Annotated in this window: 19 protein-coding genes; 12 read left to right on the forward strand and 7 right to left on the reverse strand. The window is 71.3% G+C overall.

Annotated elements, in window-relative coordinates:
• Positions 1-30: 30 nt before the first annotated feature.
• From ACIRRY_RS23770 to ACIRRY_RS23785, 4 genes are read left to right on the forward strand one after another with little or no spacing between them, the layout of a single operon-like run.
• Entirely contained in the window at positions 31-987 is a 957-nt protein-coding gene (locus ACIRRY_RS23770) for an LLM class F420-dependent oxidoreductase (RefSeq protein ID WP_403976031.1), read from the forward strand.
• Positions 984-2,042 carry a CaiB/BaiF CoA transferase family protein gene (locus ACIRRY_RS23775; RefSeq protein ID WP_403976034.1) on the forward strand — a complete coding sequence of 353 codons (1,059 nt, stop codon included), beginning with the start codon at positions 984-986 and terminating at the stop codon, positions 2,040-2,042. The genes ACIRRY_RS23770 and ACIRRY_RS23775 overlap by 4 nt, the downstream gene beginning before the upstream one ends.
• Positions 2,039-2,491, forward strand: a complete 453-nt coding sequence (locus tag ACIRRY_RS23780; RefSeq protein ID WP_403976037.1) for a VOC family protein — start codon at positions 2,039-2,041, stop codon at positions 2,489-2,491. Before ACIRRY_RS23775 ends, ACIRRY_RS23780 begins: the two co-directional genes overlap by 4 nt.
• On the forward strand, positions 2,488-3,321 hold the full coding sequence (locus ACIRRY_RS23785; RefSeq protein ID WP_403976039.1) for an SDR family oxidoreductase: 834 nt from the start codon (positions 2,488-2,490) through the stop codon (positions 3,319-3,321). The genes ACIRRY_RS23780 and ACIRRY_RS23785 overlap by 4 nt, the downstream gene beginning before the upstream one ends.
• Before the next feature lie 19 nt (positions 3,322-3,340).
• Here ACIRRY_RS23785 and ACIRRY_RS23790 read toward each other — a convergent pair whose 3' ends face one another.
• The 3 genes from ACIRRY_RS23790 to ACIRRY_RS23800 form a co-directional block, all read right to left on the reverse strand.
• On the reverse strand, positions 3,341-3,523 hold the full coding sequence (locus ACIRRY_RS23790; RefSeq protein ID WP_403976041.1) for a hypothetical protein: 183 nt from the start codon (positions 3,521-3,523) through the stop codon (positions 3,341-3,343).
• 128 nt (positions 3,524-3,651) lie between these two features.
• A complete protein-coding gene (locus tag ACIRRY_RS23795; RefSeq protein ID WP_403976044.1) occupies positions 3,652-4,422 on the reverse strand; it encodes an SDR family NAD(P)-dependent oxidoreductase in 771 nt (256 codons plus the stop codon).
• A complete protein-coding gene (locus ACIRRY_RS23800) occupies positions 4,419-5,180 on the reverse strand; it encodes an SDR family NAD(P)-dependent oxidoreductase (RefSeq protein WP_403976046.1) in 762 nt (253 codons plus the stop codon). Before ACIRRY_RS23800 ends, ACIRRY_RS23795 begins: the two co-directional genes overlap by 4 nt.
• Positions 5,181-5,246: 66 nt before the next feature.
• On the opposite strand from ACIRRY_RS23800, the gene ACIRRY_RS23805 reads away from it, so the two are divergent.
• Genes ACIRRY_RS23805 through ACIRRY_RS23815 form a run of 3 tightly spaced genes read left to right on the forward strand, consistent with a single transcriptional unit; the run spans position 5,247 to position 8,628 of the window.
• Positions 5,247-6,668, forward strand: coding sequence for a class I adenylate-forming enzyme family protein (locus ACIRRY_RS23805; protein WP_403976048.1), 1,422 nt, complete (start codon positions 5,247-5,249; stop codon positions 6,666-6,668).
• A complete protein-coding gene (locus ACIRRY_RS23810) occupies positions 6,661-7,809 on the forward strand; it encodes a thiolase family protein (protein ID WP_403976051.1) in 1,149 nt (382 codons plus the stop codon). The genes ACIRRY_RS23805 and ACIRRY_RS23810 overlap by 8 nt, the downstream gene beginning before the upstream one ends.
• A gap of 57 nt (positions 7,810-7,866) precedes the next feature.
• Positions 7,867-8,628: an SDR family NAD(P)-dependent oxidoreductase gene (locus ACIRRY_RS23815; RefSeq protein WP_403976053.1), complete on the forward strand. Its 762-nt coding sequence runs from the start codon at positions 7,867-7,869 to the stop codon at positions 8,626-8,628.
• Between the two features lie 48 nt (positions 8,629-8,676).
• On the opposite strand, the gene ACIRRY_RS23820 is transcribed toward ACIRRY_RS23815, so the two are convergent.
• Genes ACIRRY_RS23820 through ACIRRY_RS23835 form a run of 4 tightly spaced genes read right to left on the reverse strand, consistent with a single transcriptional unit; the run spans position 8,677 to position 11,818 of the window.
• Positions 8,677-9,480: an acyl-CoA thioesterase gene (locus tag ACIRRY_RS23820; RefSeq protein ID WP_403976056.1), complete on the reverse strand. Its 804-nt coding sequence runs from the start codon at positions 9,478-9,480 to the stop codon at positions 8,677-8,679.
• Positions 9,481-9,522: 42 nt separating this feature from the next.
• Complete coding sequence (locus ACIRRY_RS23825; protein ID WP_403976059.1) at positions 9,523-10,308, reverse strand: acyl-CoA dehydrogenase family protein; 786 nt, start codon at positions 10,306-10,308, stop codon at positions 9,523-9,525.
• A 2-nt stretch (positions 10,309-10,310) separates the two neighbouring features.
• Positions 10,311-11,426: an acyl-CoA dehydrogenase family protein gene (locus ACIRRY_RS23830; protein WP_403976062.1), complete on the reverse strand. Its 1,116-nt coding sequence runs from the start codon at positions 11,424-11,426 to the stop codon at positions 10,311-10,313.
• Positions 11,423-11,818 (reverse strand): nuclear transport factor 2 family protein, encoded by a 396-nt coding sequence (locus ACIRRY_RS23835; protein WP_403976065.1) that lies wholly within the window; start codon positions 11,816-11,818, stop codon positions 11,423-11,425. Before ACIRRY_RS23835 ends, ACIRRY_RS23830 begins: the two co-directional genes overlap by 4 nt.
• 210 nt (positions 11,819-12,028) lie before the next feature.
• Between ACIRRY_RS23835 and ACIRRY_RS23840 the strand changes: the two genes are divergently transcribed.
• The 5 genes from ACIRRY_RS23840 to ACIRRY_RS23860 are packed head-to-tail and all read left to right on the forward strand — an operon-like array spanning position 12,029 to position 16,201.
• Positions 12,029-14,143 carry an ABC transporter permease gene (locus tag ACIRRY_RS23840; RefSeq protein ID WP_403976068.1) on the forward strand — a complete coding sequence of 705 codons (2,115 nt, stop codon included), beginning with the start codon at positions 12,029-12,031 and terminating at the stop codon, positions 14,141-14,143.
• Entirely contained in the window at positions 14,124-14,834 is a 711-nt protein-coding gene (locus ACIRRY_RS23845) for an ABC transporter ATP-binding protein (RefSeq protein ID WP_403976072.1), read from the forward strand. Before ACIRRY_RS23840 ends, ACIRRY_RS23845 begins: the two co-directional genes overlap by 20 nt.
• The gene (locus ACIRRY_RS23850; RefSeq protein WP_403976074.1) at positions 14,831-15,538 is read left to right on the forward strand and encodes an ABC transporter ATP-binding protein; all 708 of its coding nucleotides are present in this window, start codon (positions 14,831-14,833) and stop codon (positions 15,536-15,538) included. Before ACIRRY_RS23845 ends, ACIRRY_RS23850 begins: the two co-directional genes overlap by 4 nt.
• Complete coding sequence (locus ACIRRY_RS23855; RefSeq protein ID WP_317885338.1) at positions 15,535-15,918, forward strand: hypothetical protein; 384 nt, start codon at positions 15,535-15,537, stop codon at positions 15,916-15,918. The genes ACIRRY_RS23850 and ACIRRY_RS23855 overlap by 4 nt, the downstream gene beginning before the upstream one ends.
• Entirely contained in the window at positions 15,884-16,201 is a 318-nt protein-coding gene (locus ACIRRY_RS23860; protein WP_403976078.1) for a hypothetical protein, read from the forward strand. The genes ACIRRY_RS23855 and ACIRRY_RS23860 overlap by 35 nt, the downstream gene beginning before the upstream one ends.
• The last annotated feature ends 24 nt before the right edge of the window (positions 16,202-16,225 follow it).

The raw sequence follows: 16,225 nt of genomic DNA on the forward strand, positions 1-16,225 counted from the left end.
CCGGCGGCAAGCCGAACACCTGGAGGCAGCGTGCGCATCGGAGTGATGATCGGGCCCGAGCGCGGGGACTCGGTCCGCAAGGTCACACGGATGATCGACGACGTGACATGGGCCGAGAAGGCGGGCTTCGACACTGTGTGGGTGCCGCAGATCCCCACCGACTTCGACGCGCTCACCGCGATCGCGCTCATGGGCGCGCGGACCGAGCGGATCGAACTGGGCACCGCCGTCGTGCCGTTGCAGGCCCAGCACCCCATCGCCCTTGCCCGGCAGGCGATTTCGGCCCAGGCCGCGGCGGGAGGACGGCTCGCGCTGGGCCTCGGGCCGTCCCACCACTGGATCATCCGGGACATGCTCGGGCTGCCCTACGAGAAGCCGGCCGCCCTCACCCGCGACTACCTGGACGTCCTCGACGCCGCGTTCGACGGAACGGGCGTGGTCGAGGTCGAGAACGAGACGTTCACCGTCCACAACCCGCTCACTCTGGCCCCCGTCGCCCCGCTGCCGATCCTGCTCGCGGCCCTCGGCCCGGTCATGCTGCGGCTCGCCGGAGAGCGGGCCGACGGGACCGTGCTGTGGATGGCCGACGAACGCGCCGTCGCCGAACACGTCGTCCCCCGCATCACCAAGGCCGCCGAGAGCGCCGGACGTCCGACACCGAGGATCGTCGCGGGCATCCCGGTCTGTCTGTGCAGCCCCGACCGGGTCGACGAGGCCCGCGAGCGCGCCAACCGCATCCTCGGCGAAGCCGAGATCTCACCCAACTACCAACGAGTTCTCGAATACGGCGACGCCCGCGACATCGGCGATCTGTGCGCGGCGGGCGACGAGAACGCCATTGCCGCCCGCTTCAAGCGGTTCGCCGACGCCGGGGTCACCGACCTCTCCGTACGGCTGCTGCCCATCGGCGACACCCGCGACGAACTGGTCGCCTCCAAGTACCGCACCCGCGACATGCTCGCCGCCCTCGCCGCGGACCTGCGATGACCGCCGGACCGCTCGACGGCATCCGCGTCCTGGAGGTCGGCCACATGCTGGCGGGTCCCTACGCCACGATGATGCTCGCCGACCTCGGCGCCGAGGTCACCAAGATCGAGCCGCCCGGCGGGGACATCTCCCGCCAGGTGAGCGACGCCTACTTCGCCAGCCTCAACCGCGGCAAACGCAGCATCCGCCTCGACCTCACCACCGCCGACGGACAGGCCCGACTCGGCGAACTCGTCGCCGACGCCCACGCGTTGCTCGTCAACCTCAAACCGTCGGCGATCCACCGACTGGGCCTGACCTACGACGCCCTGCGCAAGTGGAACGACAGGATCGTGTGCGTCGCGCTCACCGGCTACGGCCTGGAAGCGGGCGACGAGCCCGCCTTCGACTATGTGGTGCAGGCCGCCACCGGAGTCGCCGCCCTCACCGGCGACCCGGACGCGCCACCGACCCTGCCCGGCTATTCCTCGGCCGACAACTCCTCAGGTCTGACGGCGGCGTTGGGGCTCCTCGCGCAGATCGTCTCCGGGCGCGGCGGCCAAGTGGAGGTTTCGCTAAGGGATGTGATGCTCTCTCAGCTCAACTACCGTGCCTCCGCCTATCTCAACGAGGGCGTCGAACCACGCCGGCTGCCGCTCGGCGCGCACTCCTACTACGTACCGGCCCAGCTCTTTCCCACCGCCGAGGGGCACTTGGCGCTCTTCATCACCCACGACGGCTTCTGGAAGTCCTTCGCCGCCGAGGCCGGCATCCAGGGATTCCCCACCATGGCCGAACGCGCCGAACGCCGCGAGGACGTACTCGCCGCCGTGACGGAGGCCCTGGCCGGTGACACCGCCGTGGCCTGGGAGGCGCGGCTGCGTCCACTCGGGGTGCCCGCGGCCGCCGTACGGACGCTGCCGCAGGCGTTGGCGGCGACACCCGAGGCCGTGGTGAGGGCCGGGGACTTCCGGCTGGTGCGTAGTTCCGTGCGGGTCGCGGGGTACGAGCCCGACTACGGGCCGCCGCCCCGACTGGGTGAGCATGACGTTTCCGGGGTGGTGGGGGAGTCGTGAGGGCGGAGGACCAGTTCCATCTCGGGCTTGTCGTCGAGGACTTCGAGGCGACCTTGGCCGAGTTCACGGCCGCGTTCGGGTACGAGTGGTGCGCCGAGATCGGCGGGGCGGTACCGCTGACCCTGCCGACCGGAAACACCGTTCTGGACATCAGCTGCGCCTACTCCCGGACGCTGCCCCGAGTGGAGATCGTCCGCCGTGTCCCCGGAACCCTGTGGGAACCGGTGGCCGGCGGTGTGCACCACGTCGGCTACTGGTCCGACGACGTGGCCGCGGACGCGTCCGAACTCACCCGGCAGGGCTTCGTGACCGAGGCGACCCGGACCGGCTCCGGCGGCGCGCCCTTCGCCTTTCTGCGCGCCCCGAGCGGTCTCCTCGTGGAACTCGTGGACCGGCTCGCACGGCCGGGGCTGGAGAAACTCTGGAGCCATGGAGGAGGGGACGCATGACGACCGTGGGCATCGCGACCGGGGCCGGGCGCGGCATGGGACTGGCCTGCGCGCGGCGGCTCACCGACCTGGTGGACACGCTGCTGCTGGTGGACCGCGACGAGCTGGCCGTGACCGCCGCGGCGAAGGAACTCGCCGCCGCGGACGGGGAGATGAGGGTCGAACCCTTCGTCCTCGACATCACCGACACGGCCGGACTGGCCCAACTTGCCGCCCGCACAGCAGAATTGGGCACCCTCAGGGCTGTCTCCCACGCCGCCGGAATCTCACCCACCATGGCCGACTGGCGCCGCATCTTCGACGTCGACCTCGTCGGCACCGCACGCCTCGCCGAGGCACTGCGCCCGCTCGCCACAGAGGGCACCGCGATGGTGTGCTTCGCCTCCATGGCCCCGCTCCTCGGCAACCTGGAGGCCGATCCCGCCGTAGCGGCGATCCTCGACGAACCGCTCCGGGACGACTTTCTCGAGCGGCTGCGCGACGCCCTCGGGCCGGCCGTCGAGAACACCGGTCTCGCGTACGCGTGGGCCAAGCACGGAGTGCACCGGTTCGTACGGCGAGAGGCGGTGCGGCTCGGACCGTACGGCGCGCGGGTGTGTTCCGTCTCGCCGGGCGTCATCGACACCCCTCAGGGGCAACAGGAGGCCTCGGCCCAGCCCGCCATGGCAGCCCTGGTGGAACAGACGCCGCTCGGGAGGGTGGGCCGGGCCGAGGACGTCGCTGCCGCGGTGGCCTTTCTGCTGTCGGACGAGGCCGCTTTCGTTTCCGGAATCGACGTTCTCGTCGACGGCGGGGTCTGCGCGGCGGTACGGGAACGCGCCGGGCGCTGACCCGTCGTGCGTCGGCCCGTCAGCGCCGACGACCGCTGCGCCGGGCGGTCCAGCCGGATCCCACGCCGGCCGAGTGCGCGGCGAGGAAGGCGAGCCCGAGCAGCATCAGGCTCGTCGAGCTGAAGACGATCTGCGTCGACGTCTCGGTGATACGGATGATGAAGGCGATGAAGAAGAGCGCGGCCGCCACGAATGCAAGCATCTGTTAACCCCTACGGATAGACGGCGCGCCACCGGTGATCCCGGTGACTGCGCCGTTGTCTCCCGAGTGCCCCCGATGATGCCGAACAGTCATGCGCGTCCCGCGTCGCCTGCGGGCCCAACTGCCTTTCAGGAAAGGGATTCCGAGCGCTGGACGGTCCCCGTGAGGCCGGTGGCGTCCTGGCCCGCGAGCAGGACGGCGGCCCGCGCCATCGCCTCCGGTGGCTCCACCATCTCCGGCGGGATCTCCCGGCCGCCGCCACCGGCCTGCCAGCCCTCGGTGAGCACCACCCGTGACGGGGCAAGGCAGTTGACCGCGATGTTGTCCTTCCTCAGGTCGGCGGCGAGGCCCAGGTAGAGGCGCTCGACCGCCGCCTTGGACACCCAGTACGCGTTGGCCCCCCGGTCCGTCATGCCCACCCCGCCGGTCGTCACGGCCACCAACGAGCCACCGCCACGCGCCCGTACGTGCGGAATCACCGCCCGGGTCACCAGGAACACCCCGGTCAGATTGACGTCCAGACACAACTGCCAGCGCTTGAGCGGCGTCGTCTCGACCGGGCCCAGCCACAGCACCCCGGCATTGGCTATGAGGATGTCGATTCCGCCGAACTCCGCGACCGTGGCGGCCACGGCCGCCTCGACCGACGCCTCGTCGCTCACGTCACAGGGCACGGGCAGGGCGCGCCCGCCCGCCGCGACGATCCGGTCCGCGACCGAGTGGACCGTCCCGGGCAGCCGGCCTTCCCGCTCGGAACGCGCGGCCACGGCGACCGAGGCGCCCGCCTCCGCGAGCGCCACCGCGACCGTGCGGCCGATGCCGCGGCTGGCGCCCGCGACGAACGCGACCTTGCCCTTCAAGTGCCCGCCCACGCCCGGCACTTCACCGAGGTCGGTCACTTCGGCGGGAACCTGAGGGCGCCGTCGAGACGGACGACCTCGCCGTTGAGATAGTCGTTCTCCACGACGTGCTGCACGAGACCCGCGTACTCGGCCGGCAGCCCCATGCGCTTGGGGTACGGGATCTGCGGCCCCCAGTAGGCCTCCAACTGGTCGCCCGCCTTGCCGTAGGCCGGTGTGTTGAAGGTGCCAGGCGCGATCGTGACGACCCGGATGCCGAGCGGGGAGAGGTCGCGGGCGGCGACCAGGGTCATGCTGACGACCCCGCCCTTGGCCGCCGCGTAAGGGAGTTGGCCGATCTGGCCCTCGTACGCGGCGATCGAGGCCGTATTGACGATGACGCCCCGGCCGCCGTCCAGCGGCTCCTGACGGGCGATCGCGGCGGCGGCCAGGCGCAGCACGTTGAACACACCGGTCAGATACACGTCGATCGTCTTGCGGAAACCCGCGAGGTCGAGGGGCGAGCCGTCCTTGCCGACGAGCCGGCCACCGCTCGCCGGTCCGCCGTGCGCGTCCACCGAGATCCTGAGCGGTCCCGCCGACTCCGCCTCGGCCAGCGCCGCCTGGACGTCGTCCTCGTCGGTGGCGTCGGTGCGCACATAGCGAACACCGAGCTCCTGCTCCAGGGCCTTGCCCTTCTCGTCGGCCAGATCGGCGACGACGACCTTCGCTCCCGCCGCGTGCAGTCGACGGACGGTGGCCTCGCCCAGGCCGCCCGCCCCGCCGACGACCACCGCGGAGCTCCCACTGATCTGCATCAAGGATTTCCTCTCTTGCGAACAGCGCTCTAGTGAGACGAGAATAGCATTCTCATGAATATAACCATGATTCTCGAGATGGTGGCCTCGGGCGGCGACCGACCGGTGGTCACGGCGAACGGCCGCTCCCTGACCGCCTCGGACCTGCTCGCCCGCGCCCGTGCCGCCGCGCACCGCTTCCAGGGCCACCCGGCCGTGCTGTATCTGAGCCCCAGTCACCTCGCCTACCCGGTGGCCCTGTTCGGCGCCGCCCTGGCGGGCATCCCGTTCATCCCTCTCAACTACCGCCTCGGTGAACACCAGTTGGCCCGCCTCCTGGCACGCCACCCCGGTGCGCTCGTCCTGCGCTCCGCCGACCTCGACGCCCTGCTGAGCGCCGAAGAGGGCACCGACGCACCGGAGTTGGCCCAGCCCCAGGATCAGGACTCCGTCGCCGTGGTCCTCTACACCAGCGGCACCACCGCCGAGCCCAAGGCGGCACTGCTGCGCCACCGGCACCTGCTGGCCTACGTCCTGAACACCCAGGAGTTCGCCTCCGCAGAGGAGGGCGACGCGTCACTCGTGGCCGTCCCGCCGTACCACGTGGCCGGGTTGATGAACCTGCTCACGAACCTCTACTCCGGCCGCCGCCTCGTGTACCTGCCAGCCTTCGACGCCGGGGAGTGGCTCGCGACCGCGCGCCGCGAGCGGGTCACCCACGCACTCGTCGTGCCCACCATGCTGGCCCGCATCGTCGCGGAGGCCCCGGCCGGCGACGCCGGCACTCCCACGCTCCGCAGCCTCGCCTACGGCGGCGCCAGGACCCCGCGACCCGTGGTGGAACAGGCGCTGCGGATCTTCCCCGGCACGGGGTTCGTCAACGCGTACGGCCTGACGGAGACGGCCTCCTCGGTCGCGGTCCTCGGGCCCGACGACCACCGCGAGGCGCTCGCGGCCTCCGACCCCGCCGTGAGGGACCGACTCGGCTCCGTGGGGCGGCCGTTGCCCGGCGTCGAGATCGAGATCCGCGACGACGACGGAAGGCCGGCCGCCGCCGGGGAGACCGGGCTCGTGTTCGTGCGCGGTGACCAGATCTCCGGCGAGTACGGCGGCCGTAGCACCCTCGACGAGGACGGCTGGTTCCCCACCCGGGACCGGGGCCGACTGGACGCCGACGGCTATCTGTTCATCGAGGGACGCGCCGACGACACCATCATTCGCGGCGGCGAGAACATCGCTCCCGCCGAGATAGAGGACGTTCTCGTCGCCCACCCCGGGATTGTGGAGGCGGCGGTGATCGGCGTGCCCGACCCGGAGTGGGGGCAGCGGATCGTGGCCGTCGTGGTCGGCGCGGGCGACCCGGCGGAGGTCCGCCAGTGGGTCAAGGACCGGCTGCGCTCCTCCAAGACCCCCGACACCATCGTGTTCCGCGCCGAACTCCCCAAGACGGAGACCGGAAAGCTGCTGCGCCGCACCCTGCTGGCCGAGTTGGAGACCACCCATGCCTGAAGCAGTCCTCGTGTCCGCCCTGCGCACCCCCGTCGGCACCGCCGTCAAGGGCACCCTGCGCGACACCACCGCGTTCGACCTGGCCCATCACATCGTCGCCGCCGCGGCCGCGACGGACGGCCTCGACCCGGACGCGGTCGACGACGTGATCCTCGGCGAGGGCCTCTACGGCGGCGGGGTCGTGGCCCGGCACGCGGCACTGACCGTCGGCCTCACCTCCGTACCGGGCCTGGCCCACAACCGCCACTGTGCCGCCGGACTCGCCGCCGTGCAGAGCGCGGCGGCGAGCATCCGCGCGGGCATGGACGAACTCGTCATCGCCGGCGGCGTCAACTCGGCTTCCACATCGCCGAAACAGCGTTTCCGCGTAGACGGCGAGTGGGTCGAACCCTGGAGCCCGCCCACGCACCCCGACCGCCCCGACGCACCCAACCTGGACATGTCGATCACGGTCGGCTGGAACACCGCCGTACGGGCCGGACTCAGCCGCGCCGACATGGACGCCTGGGCCCTGCGCTCCCACCAGAACGCCATTCGCGCCATCGACGAAGGCCGCTTCGACGACGAGCTGGTGCCCATCGACACACCGCACGGCCTGTTCTCCGTCGACGAACACCCCCGCCGCACCACGAGCCTGGAGAAGCTGGCCTCCCTCAAGCCGCTCCACCCGGAGATAGAGGGCTTCTCCATCACGGCCGGCAACGCGGGCGGAGCCAACGACGGTGCCGCCGCGCTGGTGGTGGCCAGCGACCGGCTGGGCCTGCCCGCACTCGCCGTCGTCCGCGCCTGGGCGTCCGTCGGTTCCGACCCCGCCGAGACGGGCCTCACCCCGGTGAAGGTGATCCCCAAAGCCCTTGCCCGCGCGGGACTCTCGACGGCAGACGTCGACCTCTTCGAGATCAACGAGGCCTTCGCCGCCGTGCCCGTCGCCGCCGTGAAACTGCTCGGGCTCGACCCCGACCGCGTGAACGTCAACGGCAGCGGCTGCTCCCTCGGACACCCGGTCGCCGCGACCGGCGCCCGGATGCTGGTCACCCTCGTGCACGAACTGCGCCGCCGCGGCGGCGGCATCGGCGTCGCCGCGATGTGCGCGGGCGGCGGCATGGGCTCCGCCACGGTCATCGAGGTACCGGCACCGTAGTGGGCGAGTTGCCGGTCCCGGTGGTGGAGAGCGCGTCGACGAAGAGAAGGGAACAGCGTGGAGCGCTTGAAGGAGAAGGCCGTTCTCGTCGCCGGTGCGGCCACCGGGCTGGGGGCCGCGTCGGCCCGCCGGCTGGCGGACGAGGGCGCCAGAGTCGTCGTCGGCGACCTCGACCTCGACGGAGCCCGCCGGACCGCCGAGGCCATCACCGACGCCGGTGGCCAGGCGGTCGCGGTGGGCTTCCACATCGCCGACGAGGACTCGGTCGCCGAACTCGTGCGGACCACCGTGCGGACGTACGGCCGACTGGACGCCGTGCACATCAACGCGGGCGACATGGGCGCGGTGTCCCGGGACACCGACGTCGTCGACATGGACCTCGCGGTGTGGGACCGGACCTTCGCGGTCAATCTGCGGGGCCACATGCTCGTCACCCGGTACGCCGTTCCCGAACTCCTCGCCCGGGGCGGCGGCGCGATCGTCTACACCTCGTCCATCGCGGCCTTCACCGGCGAGGCCGCACGCCCCGCGTACTCCGCGACCAAGGCGGGCATCAACGCCCTCGCCCGCCATGTCGCCTCCCGCTGGGGCCGCGAGGGCATCCGTGCCAACGCGGTCGCGCCGGGCCTGATCCTGACCCAGGCCATCCAGGAGGGCGCCGCACCGGCCCTGTTGGAGGCTCTGCTCGCCCGTACCCGCAGCACCCGGCACGGTCGCGCCGACGACGTCGCCGGCATGGTGGCCCACCTCGTCTCCGACGAGGGCGCCTGGATCAACGGCCAGGTCATCAACGTCGACGGCGGCACCGTCATGCGCTGACCGCCTCGCGGGTACTGGTCGCGACCACGCGGGACCTACAGGCCGCAGCTACGCGACCGCACGGAACCGCAGCAACGCCTCCTGGGCGAACGAGGCGACCAAAGACCCCTGCGCGGTGAGCACATCGCCCCGGCCGTAGCAGCGGCCGTGCGCGAGAAGCGGGCTCTGCTGGCGCAGGAGAAGCCAGTCGTCCGTGGTGAAAGGCCGATGGAACCACACCGTGTGCGCGGTGACGGCGGAGGAGAACGCCGTTCCCGAATCATGCTGGGTGACTCCCTCCAGCGGCCGAAGCGCCGTACCGATCAGACTCAGATCGCTCGCGTACGCCGTCAACGCCGGGGCCAGTTCAGGGGCGACGGCCGGTGTCCGTATCCACAGGTCGTACTCCGGCGCCTCCGACTTCGCCGAGTCCACGTCGACGGTGGCCCGGGTGTCCCAGGGAAGCAGCGACAACTCCACGTCGTGCTCCGCTCCCGGCACCGCGGGCATCGGGAACGCGATCTGGTGATCGGGGCCCTCCTCGTGGGCGTGCAGGGACACCGCCGCCACGGCCGCGACCCCCTGCGTCTGCCGCGCGACGACCGTCAACGTGGCGAAGGAGCCGCCCTCATGATGACGCGTCACCTCGTACCGCACCGGCTCCTGAGGCCGCCCCGCCCGGGCGAACTGCACATGCAGGCTCTTGACCGCCTTGTCCGGGCAGGCCAGTTGGGCCGCGCGGAGACTCTGGGCGAGCAACTGCCCGCCGAAGATGCGGTGGTAGCCGAGTTGTTGGTTGCGGCCCTCGTACACGTCACCGGGCCGGGTGTCGAGATCCAGGCAGGAGAGCAGGTCGCTCCACAGATCGGTCACTGATGTCACTCCTCGGTCGATCACAGGTGAACGAGCTGTCGATCACAGGTGGACGAGCCGTGGCGCGGATCCGCCGGCCCGCAGCAGTGCCCCCGCCTCGCGAGTCAACTCCCGTGCGCTGCCCAGCAGTCCGTCCAGCACCACGGCCCGCCGCACATGCCGGTGCAGATCGTGCTCGGCGGTGAAGCCGATCCCGCCGAGGACCTGCTGGCAGTGCCGGGACGCCGTCAACGCCGCCTGTCCGGCAGCCGCTTTGGCCAGCAACGCGCCCAGCTCGTCCGACGCGGCCACCAGGGTCGCCTCGGCACCGTCCAGCGCCACGAGCGTCTCGGCGAGCCGATGCCGTACGGCTTGGAAGGAGCCCAGCGGACGGCCGAACTGCACGCGGTCCACGGCGTGTCGGCGAGCCAGCGTGAGCATGGCGCGGCCGGTTCCGAGCAGCCACCAGCCGAGCGCGACACGGCCGGCGGTGAGCGGCACCGGAGCTCCGTCGGCCACGGAACGCAGCGGTAGTTCGGTGTCCAGGGTCGTCCCGGCCGCAGCGTCGTCGCGCTCCCAGACGATCCACGTACCGCCCGTGAACGGCAGCGGCAGCGTGCCGCCGACCGGACGGCCCGCCGCGCTCAGCAGGACGTCGTTGAGGAGCGGCGCGTGGGCGCCCGTTTCGCCGAGCAGTCGGAAGGCGAGCGGGACGGCGATGTCCGGCTGTTCCGCGAGCAGTTCGGCCCAGCCGAGGTCCGTGAGGGCGGCGTCGAGCGCCTGCCCCGAGGCCGCCGTCATCGTCTTGCGCAGCGTTTCGGCGAGCAGGTCCCGTTCGGCGGCGTCCACGGCTAGTCCTTCCCCAGGTCGAGCAGTCGGCGCGCGATGATGTTTCGCTGGATCTCGGCCGTACCGCCGTAGATGGTCGCCGCCTTCGCGTACAGGTACTCCGAGCGCCACGGCGAGTCCGTCAACTCCAGTACGCCGGGCAGCAGATCGCGCACGGTCTCGAAGAGTCGTTGCTCGGCGGTGGCCAGCAGCACCTTGTCGACCGAGGTCTCCGCGCCCAGCCGCTCGCCCGCGGCCAGCCGGCGCTGGGTCGCGTGGGAGCGACAGCGCACGGTGTGCAACGCCAGGTAGGCGGCGCCGAGTTCGGCGTCGTCCGGGACGCTCGTCTCGGCCAGCAGACGGTCAAGTCGCGTGTACAGATGGGCGATCCGGTGCCAGAAGCAGGTGGAGCGCTCGTGCGGGAGCAGGTCCATCGCCAGCCGCCAGCCGTCGCCCGGGCGGCCGAGCATCCGGTCGGCGGGCACGATCACGTCGTCGAAGAACACCTCGGCGAACTCGTCCACGCCGTGCATCGTGCGCAGCGGCCGGACGGTGATGCCGGGGGTGTCCATGTCGACGAAGAACGCGGTGATCCCGTTGTGGCCCGGCGCGGTGCGGGTCAACAGGACGCAGCGGGCGGCGAATTGGGCCAGGCTCGTCCACACCTTCTGGCCGCTGATCACCCAGTGGTCGCCACGCGGAACGGCCCGCGTGGTGAGGGAGGCGAGGTCGCTGCCGGAGCCGGGCTCGGAGAAGCCCTGGCACCACTGCTCCCGGCCGCTGAGCAGTCGCGGGACCATTTCGGCGGCGAGCGCGGGAGGGGCGTAGGAGATCATCGTCGGGGCGAGGACCTCGATCATCGAGTAGATGCCGGGTTCGGCCAGCTCGCGGGTGGCGACCTCCTCGCCGAGCACCGCCCTCAGCACCGCTGGCCCGCCGAGTCCACTCACCTCGGCGGGCCAGCCGTACCGCATCCAGTCCGCGTCGTACAACGCCCGGCGGACCCGGGCGAGTTGGGCGACCTGGGCGTTCAGGGAGTGGTCGGGGCCGGGGGACAGGTCGTGCTCGTCCAGCCAGGCGCGCAGGTCCGAGCGGAAGTCGGCGACGTTCACGTACCCGGGTGCGGAGGTGATGTTCATGTACCCGGGCGCTGATAGGCGTGCGGGCGGCCGGAGTCGTGGGTCCCGCTGCGGCGGATGAACGTCATCGCGCGTGTGCGCAGCCGCCAACCCCCGTCCGTGCGGACGTAGGTGTCGTTGTAGTAGCCGATCCGCAGGTCGTGCGTGGCGTGGTCGACGAAGCACAGCGGCTGGGTGCCGGTTGCCGTGTCGCCGGACAGCTCGACGGCCGGCGTGCCCGTGAGGAACAGCCCCTTGGGGGCGGCGGCCACCAGCGCCGGGAACTCGTCGAGGCCGTAGGAGTCCCCGAAGGCGCTGTACGTGCCGTCGGGCGTGAAGACCCCCAGCACCCCGTCCAGGTCGCCGCGGGTGATGCACACCGCGTAGCGGGCGAGGAGCTGCTGGATCTCCATCAGGTCGTCGGTCGGACCAGGAGGAAGAGCCGGAACAGGCAAGGAGGACAAGGACTTTCCACCCTTCACCATGAGTGAGAATGGCATTCTCTCAGATGAGTGGCAGATTTCCACGGTCGGTGAGGTGACGTCAACAGTCTCTGTCTGAATGGTTGATTCTCCGTAGATGAGAAGCTAGTTTCCAGCGATGGAGAGGGGAGATCCGACGCGATGGACCAGTTCCTCACCTTCGGGATCGTCGGCCTGAGCACGGCCGCGATCTATGCCGTCATCGGCAGTGGGCTCGTGCTCACCTACACCACCACCGGCGTGTTCAACTTCGCGCACGGCGCGGCCGGCATGCTGTCCGCGTTCATGTACTGGCAGTTGACCGTCGGCTGGGGCTGGCCCGTTCCGGTCGCCCTGGTCGTGGTGCTGCTCGTGCTCGCCCCGGGCTTCGGGCTGCTCGTCGAGCGGTTCGTGCTGCGCCCCGTCCAGGCCCTCGGCGAAGCCGAACGCCTGGTCATGACGGTGGCGCTGCTCAGCGGACTCATCGCGGCGGCGCGCTGGATATGGGACCCGAACGTGGCGCGCCCCCTGCCGATGTTCTTCGCCGACCGCAAACCCATCCACCTCGGCCCGGCCGTCATCACCTGGCACCAGGCGATCACCATGGCGGTGGCCGTCGCCGTCGCCGTCGCCCTGCGCATCCTGCTCTACCGCACCCGCGCCGGAGCCGAGATGCGCGCGGCCGTCGACGACCGGGCACTCGTCGGCCTCACCGGCGCCGACCCGGTCCGGGCGGGCCGGGTCTCCTGGATCCTCGGCACCCAACTGGCCGCGATCGGCGGCATCCTGATCGCCCCGACCGTCACCCTCGACGCCGCCCAGCTCTCCCTGCTGATCGTCAGCGCCTACACCGCGGCCGTCTTCGGCAGGCTGCGCAGCCTGCCGCTCACCTTCCTCGGCGCGGTCGTCGTCGGCTGCATGGAGAGCTATCTGACCGGCTACCTCCCGCAGAACGAGTACCTCCCCGGACTACGGCTCGCCGCCCCCGCCCTGCTGCTCTTCCTGGCTCTGCTGGTCTTCCCGCACCGACGCCTGCGCGGCCGTGAACGACGGCTGGCCCGCGTGCCGGTACCGAGCGCGCGCGGCACCCTCGTGTTCGCGGCGGTCGTCGTCGCCTTCGGCGCGGTACTGGCCTCTCTCCTCGGAGAAGCCGACCTCATCACCTACGGAGCGATCTTCTCGCTGGGCGTAGTGGCACTCTCGTACGTCCCGCTCGCCGGGTACGCCGGACAGGTCTCCCTGTGTCAGCTCAGCATGGCCGGCATCGGAGCCGTCGTCTGGGGACACCTCGGCGCCCACGGCGAACTGTGGGCACTCGGCGCCGCGATCCTCGTCTCGGCGGCGGCGGGAGCACTGGTCGCCCTGCCCGCGCTGCGCCTGTCCGGCGTCTATCTCGCCCTGGGCACAGCCGCGTTCGCCGTGATCCTCGACCGCTGGATCTTCACCATCCCGGCCTTCCACGTCTTCGGCCTGCGGATCGCCCTGTTCGACCAGGGCTCGGTGGACGTCTCCGGACCCCACCTCTTCGGTCTACGGCTGGACAGCGGACGGGAGTTGATGGTGTTGGCCGCCGTCTGTCTCGCGCTCGCCTCGATCGGTGTGGCCACCCTGCGCCGCAGTCGCTACGGCCGGCGGCTGATCGCCCTGCGCGACAGCGAGGCCGCGTACGCCACCCTCGGCGGCAACCTCCTGGTCGCCAAGGTCGCCGTGTTCGCCCTCGCCTCGGGCATCGCCGGACTCGGCGGAGCGCTCTACGGAATGCAGCAACGCACCGTCACCGCCGACCAGTTCAGCCTCATCGCGGGACTGCCGATCTTCCTCGTCGCCGTGGTCGGCGGACTCGGCGCGGTCGGCAACGGGCTCTTCGCGGGCACCGCCTTCGCCGGTCCGACGAACGCCCTGATCGCCGTCGCCCCCGGCACCGCGAACCTGGTCGCCCTGCTCCCCGGCCTCGCCGGAGTCGGACTCGGCCACAACCCCGACGGCATCGTCTCCCGCTTCCGCCGCCAGTGGGAGCCCCTCGCCCGCGACCGCATCGCCCTCCCCGCCCTGCTCTGCGTCCTCGCCCTGGCCTGGGCGCTGCGCTTCGGCGACGTGATCAACAACTGGACGTACTACGGCGGTTCAGTCCTTCTCGCCTTCGCGCTGCGCACCTGGGCGGACGCCCGGCAGGCCGTTCCGGCCGAGCCGGAGATCCCCGTCGAGTGGTGGGGCCTACGGCGTGAATGGCGCCCCGAGGACGAGGAGGTGCTGGCCCGTGGGATCGCTGCAGGTTAGTGGAGTGACCGTCTCCTTCGGTGGGAACCGCGCTCTCGACGGGGTCGCGCTGACCGCCGAGGCGGGCCGCGTCACCGGACTCATCGGACCCAACGGGGCAGGAAAAAGTACCCTGTTCGACGTCGCCTCCGGACTGCGCAGGCCCTCCTCAGGGCAGGTCCGACTGGACGGCCGGGACGTCACCCGGGCCCGGCCCTCCGCGCGCGCCCGGCACGGACTCGCCCGCACCTTCCAGCGCCTGGAACTGTTCGGCCGGCTCAGCGTGCGCGACAACCTGCTCGTCGCCGCCGAACTCGGACCCGAACGCCGCCGGGCCGACCAGGTCGTCACCGAGATCCTGCACCGCCTCGACCTCACCGGCCTCGCCGACACCTCACCCGACGCCCTGCCCACCGGAGTCGGCCGCCTCGTCGAGGTCGGCAGGGCCCTCGCGATCCGCCCGAAGGTGCTTCTCCTCGACGAACCCGCCGCCGGACAGGACGCGGAGGAGACCGAACGCTTCGCGGAACTCCTTCGCGCCCTCACCGACGACGGCACCGCCGTCGTCCTCGTCGAGCACGACATGAGCCTCGTGATGGCCGTCTGCGACGAGGTGTACGTCCTCGACCTCGGCAAGATCATCGCCGTCGGTCCGCCCGAGGTGATCCGCAGCGACGAAACGGTACTCGCCGCCTATCTGGGGGACGCGTGAGCGCACTTCTCGAACTGCGCGGCATCCGCGCCGCCCATGAACGCATCACCGTCCTGCACGGCGTCGACCTCGACGTCGCCGCTGGACAGGTGGTGGCACTGCTCGGACCGAACGGCGCCGGAAAGACCACCACCCTGCGCGTCGCCGCCGGAGTCCACCCCGTCGAATCGGGCCAACTCCTGCTCGGCGGAAGGGACATGACCGGCGCCGACCCTCGCGACCTGGCCCGCGCCGGGGTCTGCCTCATCCCCGAGGGGCGAGGCGTGTTCCCGAACCTGTCCGTCCGCGACAACCTCCTCATGATGACCTTCACCGGCCGCAGCCGCGAAGAGATCGAGGAGATCGCCTTCGCCCGCTTCCCCGTCCTCGCCCAGCGCGCCGGACAGGCGGCGGGCACCCTCTCCGGCGGCGAACAGCAGATGCTCGCCCTTGCCCGCGGCCTCGCCACCGACCCAGCCGTCCTGCTGCTCGACGAACTCTCCATGGGGCTCGCCCCGTTGGTCGTCGGCCGGCTCTACGACCAGGTCGGCGAAATCGCCCGGCAGGGCGTGGCAGTCCTGGTGGTTGAGCAGTTCGCCGCCGCCGTCCTCGACATCTGCGACCATGCCGCCGTCCTCGTACGCGGCCGGGTCGAACGGCAGGGCCACCCCGACGGCGGCCTGCGCGCCGAACTGTCCGCTCTCTACCTGGGGAGTTCCACATGACGTCCACCGAGACGCGAGCGGACCGCTTCGTCCGCGAACTCACCGTCCTGAAAATCCCGGACCCGGCCGCCGGAAGGGCCGTTCTCTGGCTGCGCGCGGGCGCCGCCCTGATGACGATCGGCGTCGTCCTCGGAGTGAGCGCCTACTTCATCTCGCACAACACCAGCGATCCGCTGGTGCAGAACGACGCTCTCACCCTCGGCCTGGCCGCGGTCGCCGGGAGCGTCGTCGGCTCCGCGCTCTTCCTGCGGTACTCGCTCACCGGCTTCCTGCGGTACTGGATGGCGCGTCAGTCCTACGACGTGGAACTTCTCGCCGACCGCCTGCTCGAAAGGGAACTCCGCCATGACCCCACCGGCACCGACGCCGCGCCCCGGTGACCAACTCGCCAGCACCGTCTGCGGCACCCGCGTGGTAGTCATCCGCGCACCCGCCGACGTACAGCCCCAACTGGCCTGCGGCGGCAGCCCGTTGGTCGCCGTGGCCGACGCGCCCTCGGTGAAGCCCGGACCGGCCGGCACCACCACCCTCATCGGTAAGCGGTACGTCGACGCCAGCGGGACGCTCGAACTGCTCTGCACCGCCTCCGGCGCGGGCGAACTGACCTGTGACGGCGCCCCCATGACCCTGAAGACGGCCAAGCCGCTGCCCGCCTCCGACTGACCGACCCACCCCCGTAAGGAGCCG

Source organism: Streptomyces sp. NPDC101776 (genome assembly GCF_044766845.1).
Lineage (GTDB): Bacteria > Actinomycetota > Actinomycetes > Streptomycetales > Streptomycetaceae > Streptomyces.

Bases quoted from the DNA above. Each gene is read 5' to 3' on its own strand.
- ACIRRY_RS23775 (WP_403976034.1), top strand. From the start codon at position 984: ATGACCGCCGGACCGCTCGACGGCATCCGCGTCCTGGAGGTCGGCCAC.
- ACIRRY_RS23785 (WP_403976039.1), top strand. From the start codon at position 2,488: ATGACGACCGTGGGCATCGCGACCGGGGCCGGGCGCGGCATGGGACTG.
- ACIRRY_RS23790 (WP_403976041.1), bottom strand. From the start codon at position 3,523: ATGCTTGCATTCGTGGCGGCCGCGCTCTTCTTCATCGCCTTCATCATC.
- ACIRRY_RS23800 (WP_403976046.1), bottom strand. From the start codon at position 5,180: ATGCAGATCAGTGGGAGCTCCGCGGTGGTCGTCGGCGGGGCGGGCGGC.
- ACIRRY_RS23805 (WP_403976048.1), top strand. From the start codon at position 5,247: ATGATTCTCGAGATGGTGGCCTCGGGCGGCGACCGACCGGTGGTCACG.
- ACIRRY_RS23810 (WP_403976051.1), top strand. From the start codon at position 6,661: ATGCCTGAAGCAGTCCTCGTGTCCGCCCTGCGCACCCCCGTCGGCACC.
- ACIRRY_RS23830 (WP_403976062.1), bottom strand. From the start codon at position 11,426: ATGAACATCACCTCCGCACCCGGGTACGTGAACGTCGCCGACTTCCGC.
- ACIRRY_RS23835 (WP_403976065.1), bottom strand. From the start codon at position 11,818: ATGGAGATCCAGCAGCTCCTCGCCCGCTACGCGGTGTGCATCACCCGC.
- ACIRRY_RS23840 (WP_403976068.1), top strand. From the start codon at position 12,029: ATGGACCAGTTCCTCACCTTCGGGATCGTCGGCCTGAGCACGGCCGCG.
- ACIRRY_RS23855 (WP_317885338.1), top strand. From the start codon at position 15,535: ATGACGTCCACCGAGACGCGAGCGGACCGCTTCGTCCGCGAACTCACC.
- ACIRRY_RS23860 (WP_403976078.1), top strand. From the start codon at position 15,884: ATGACCCCACCGGCACCGACGCCGCGCCCCGGTGACCAACTCGCCAGC.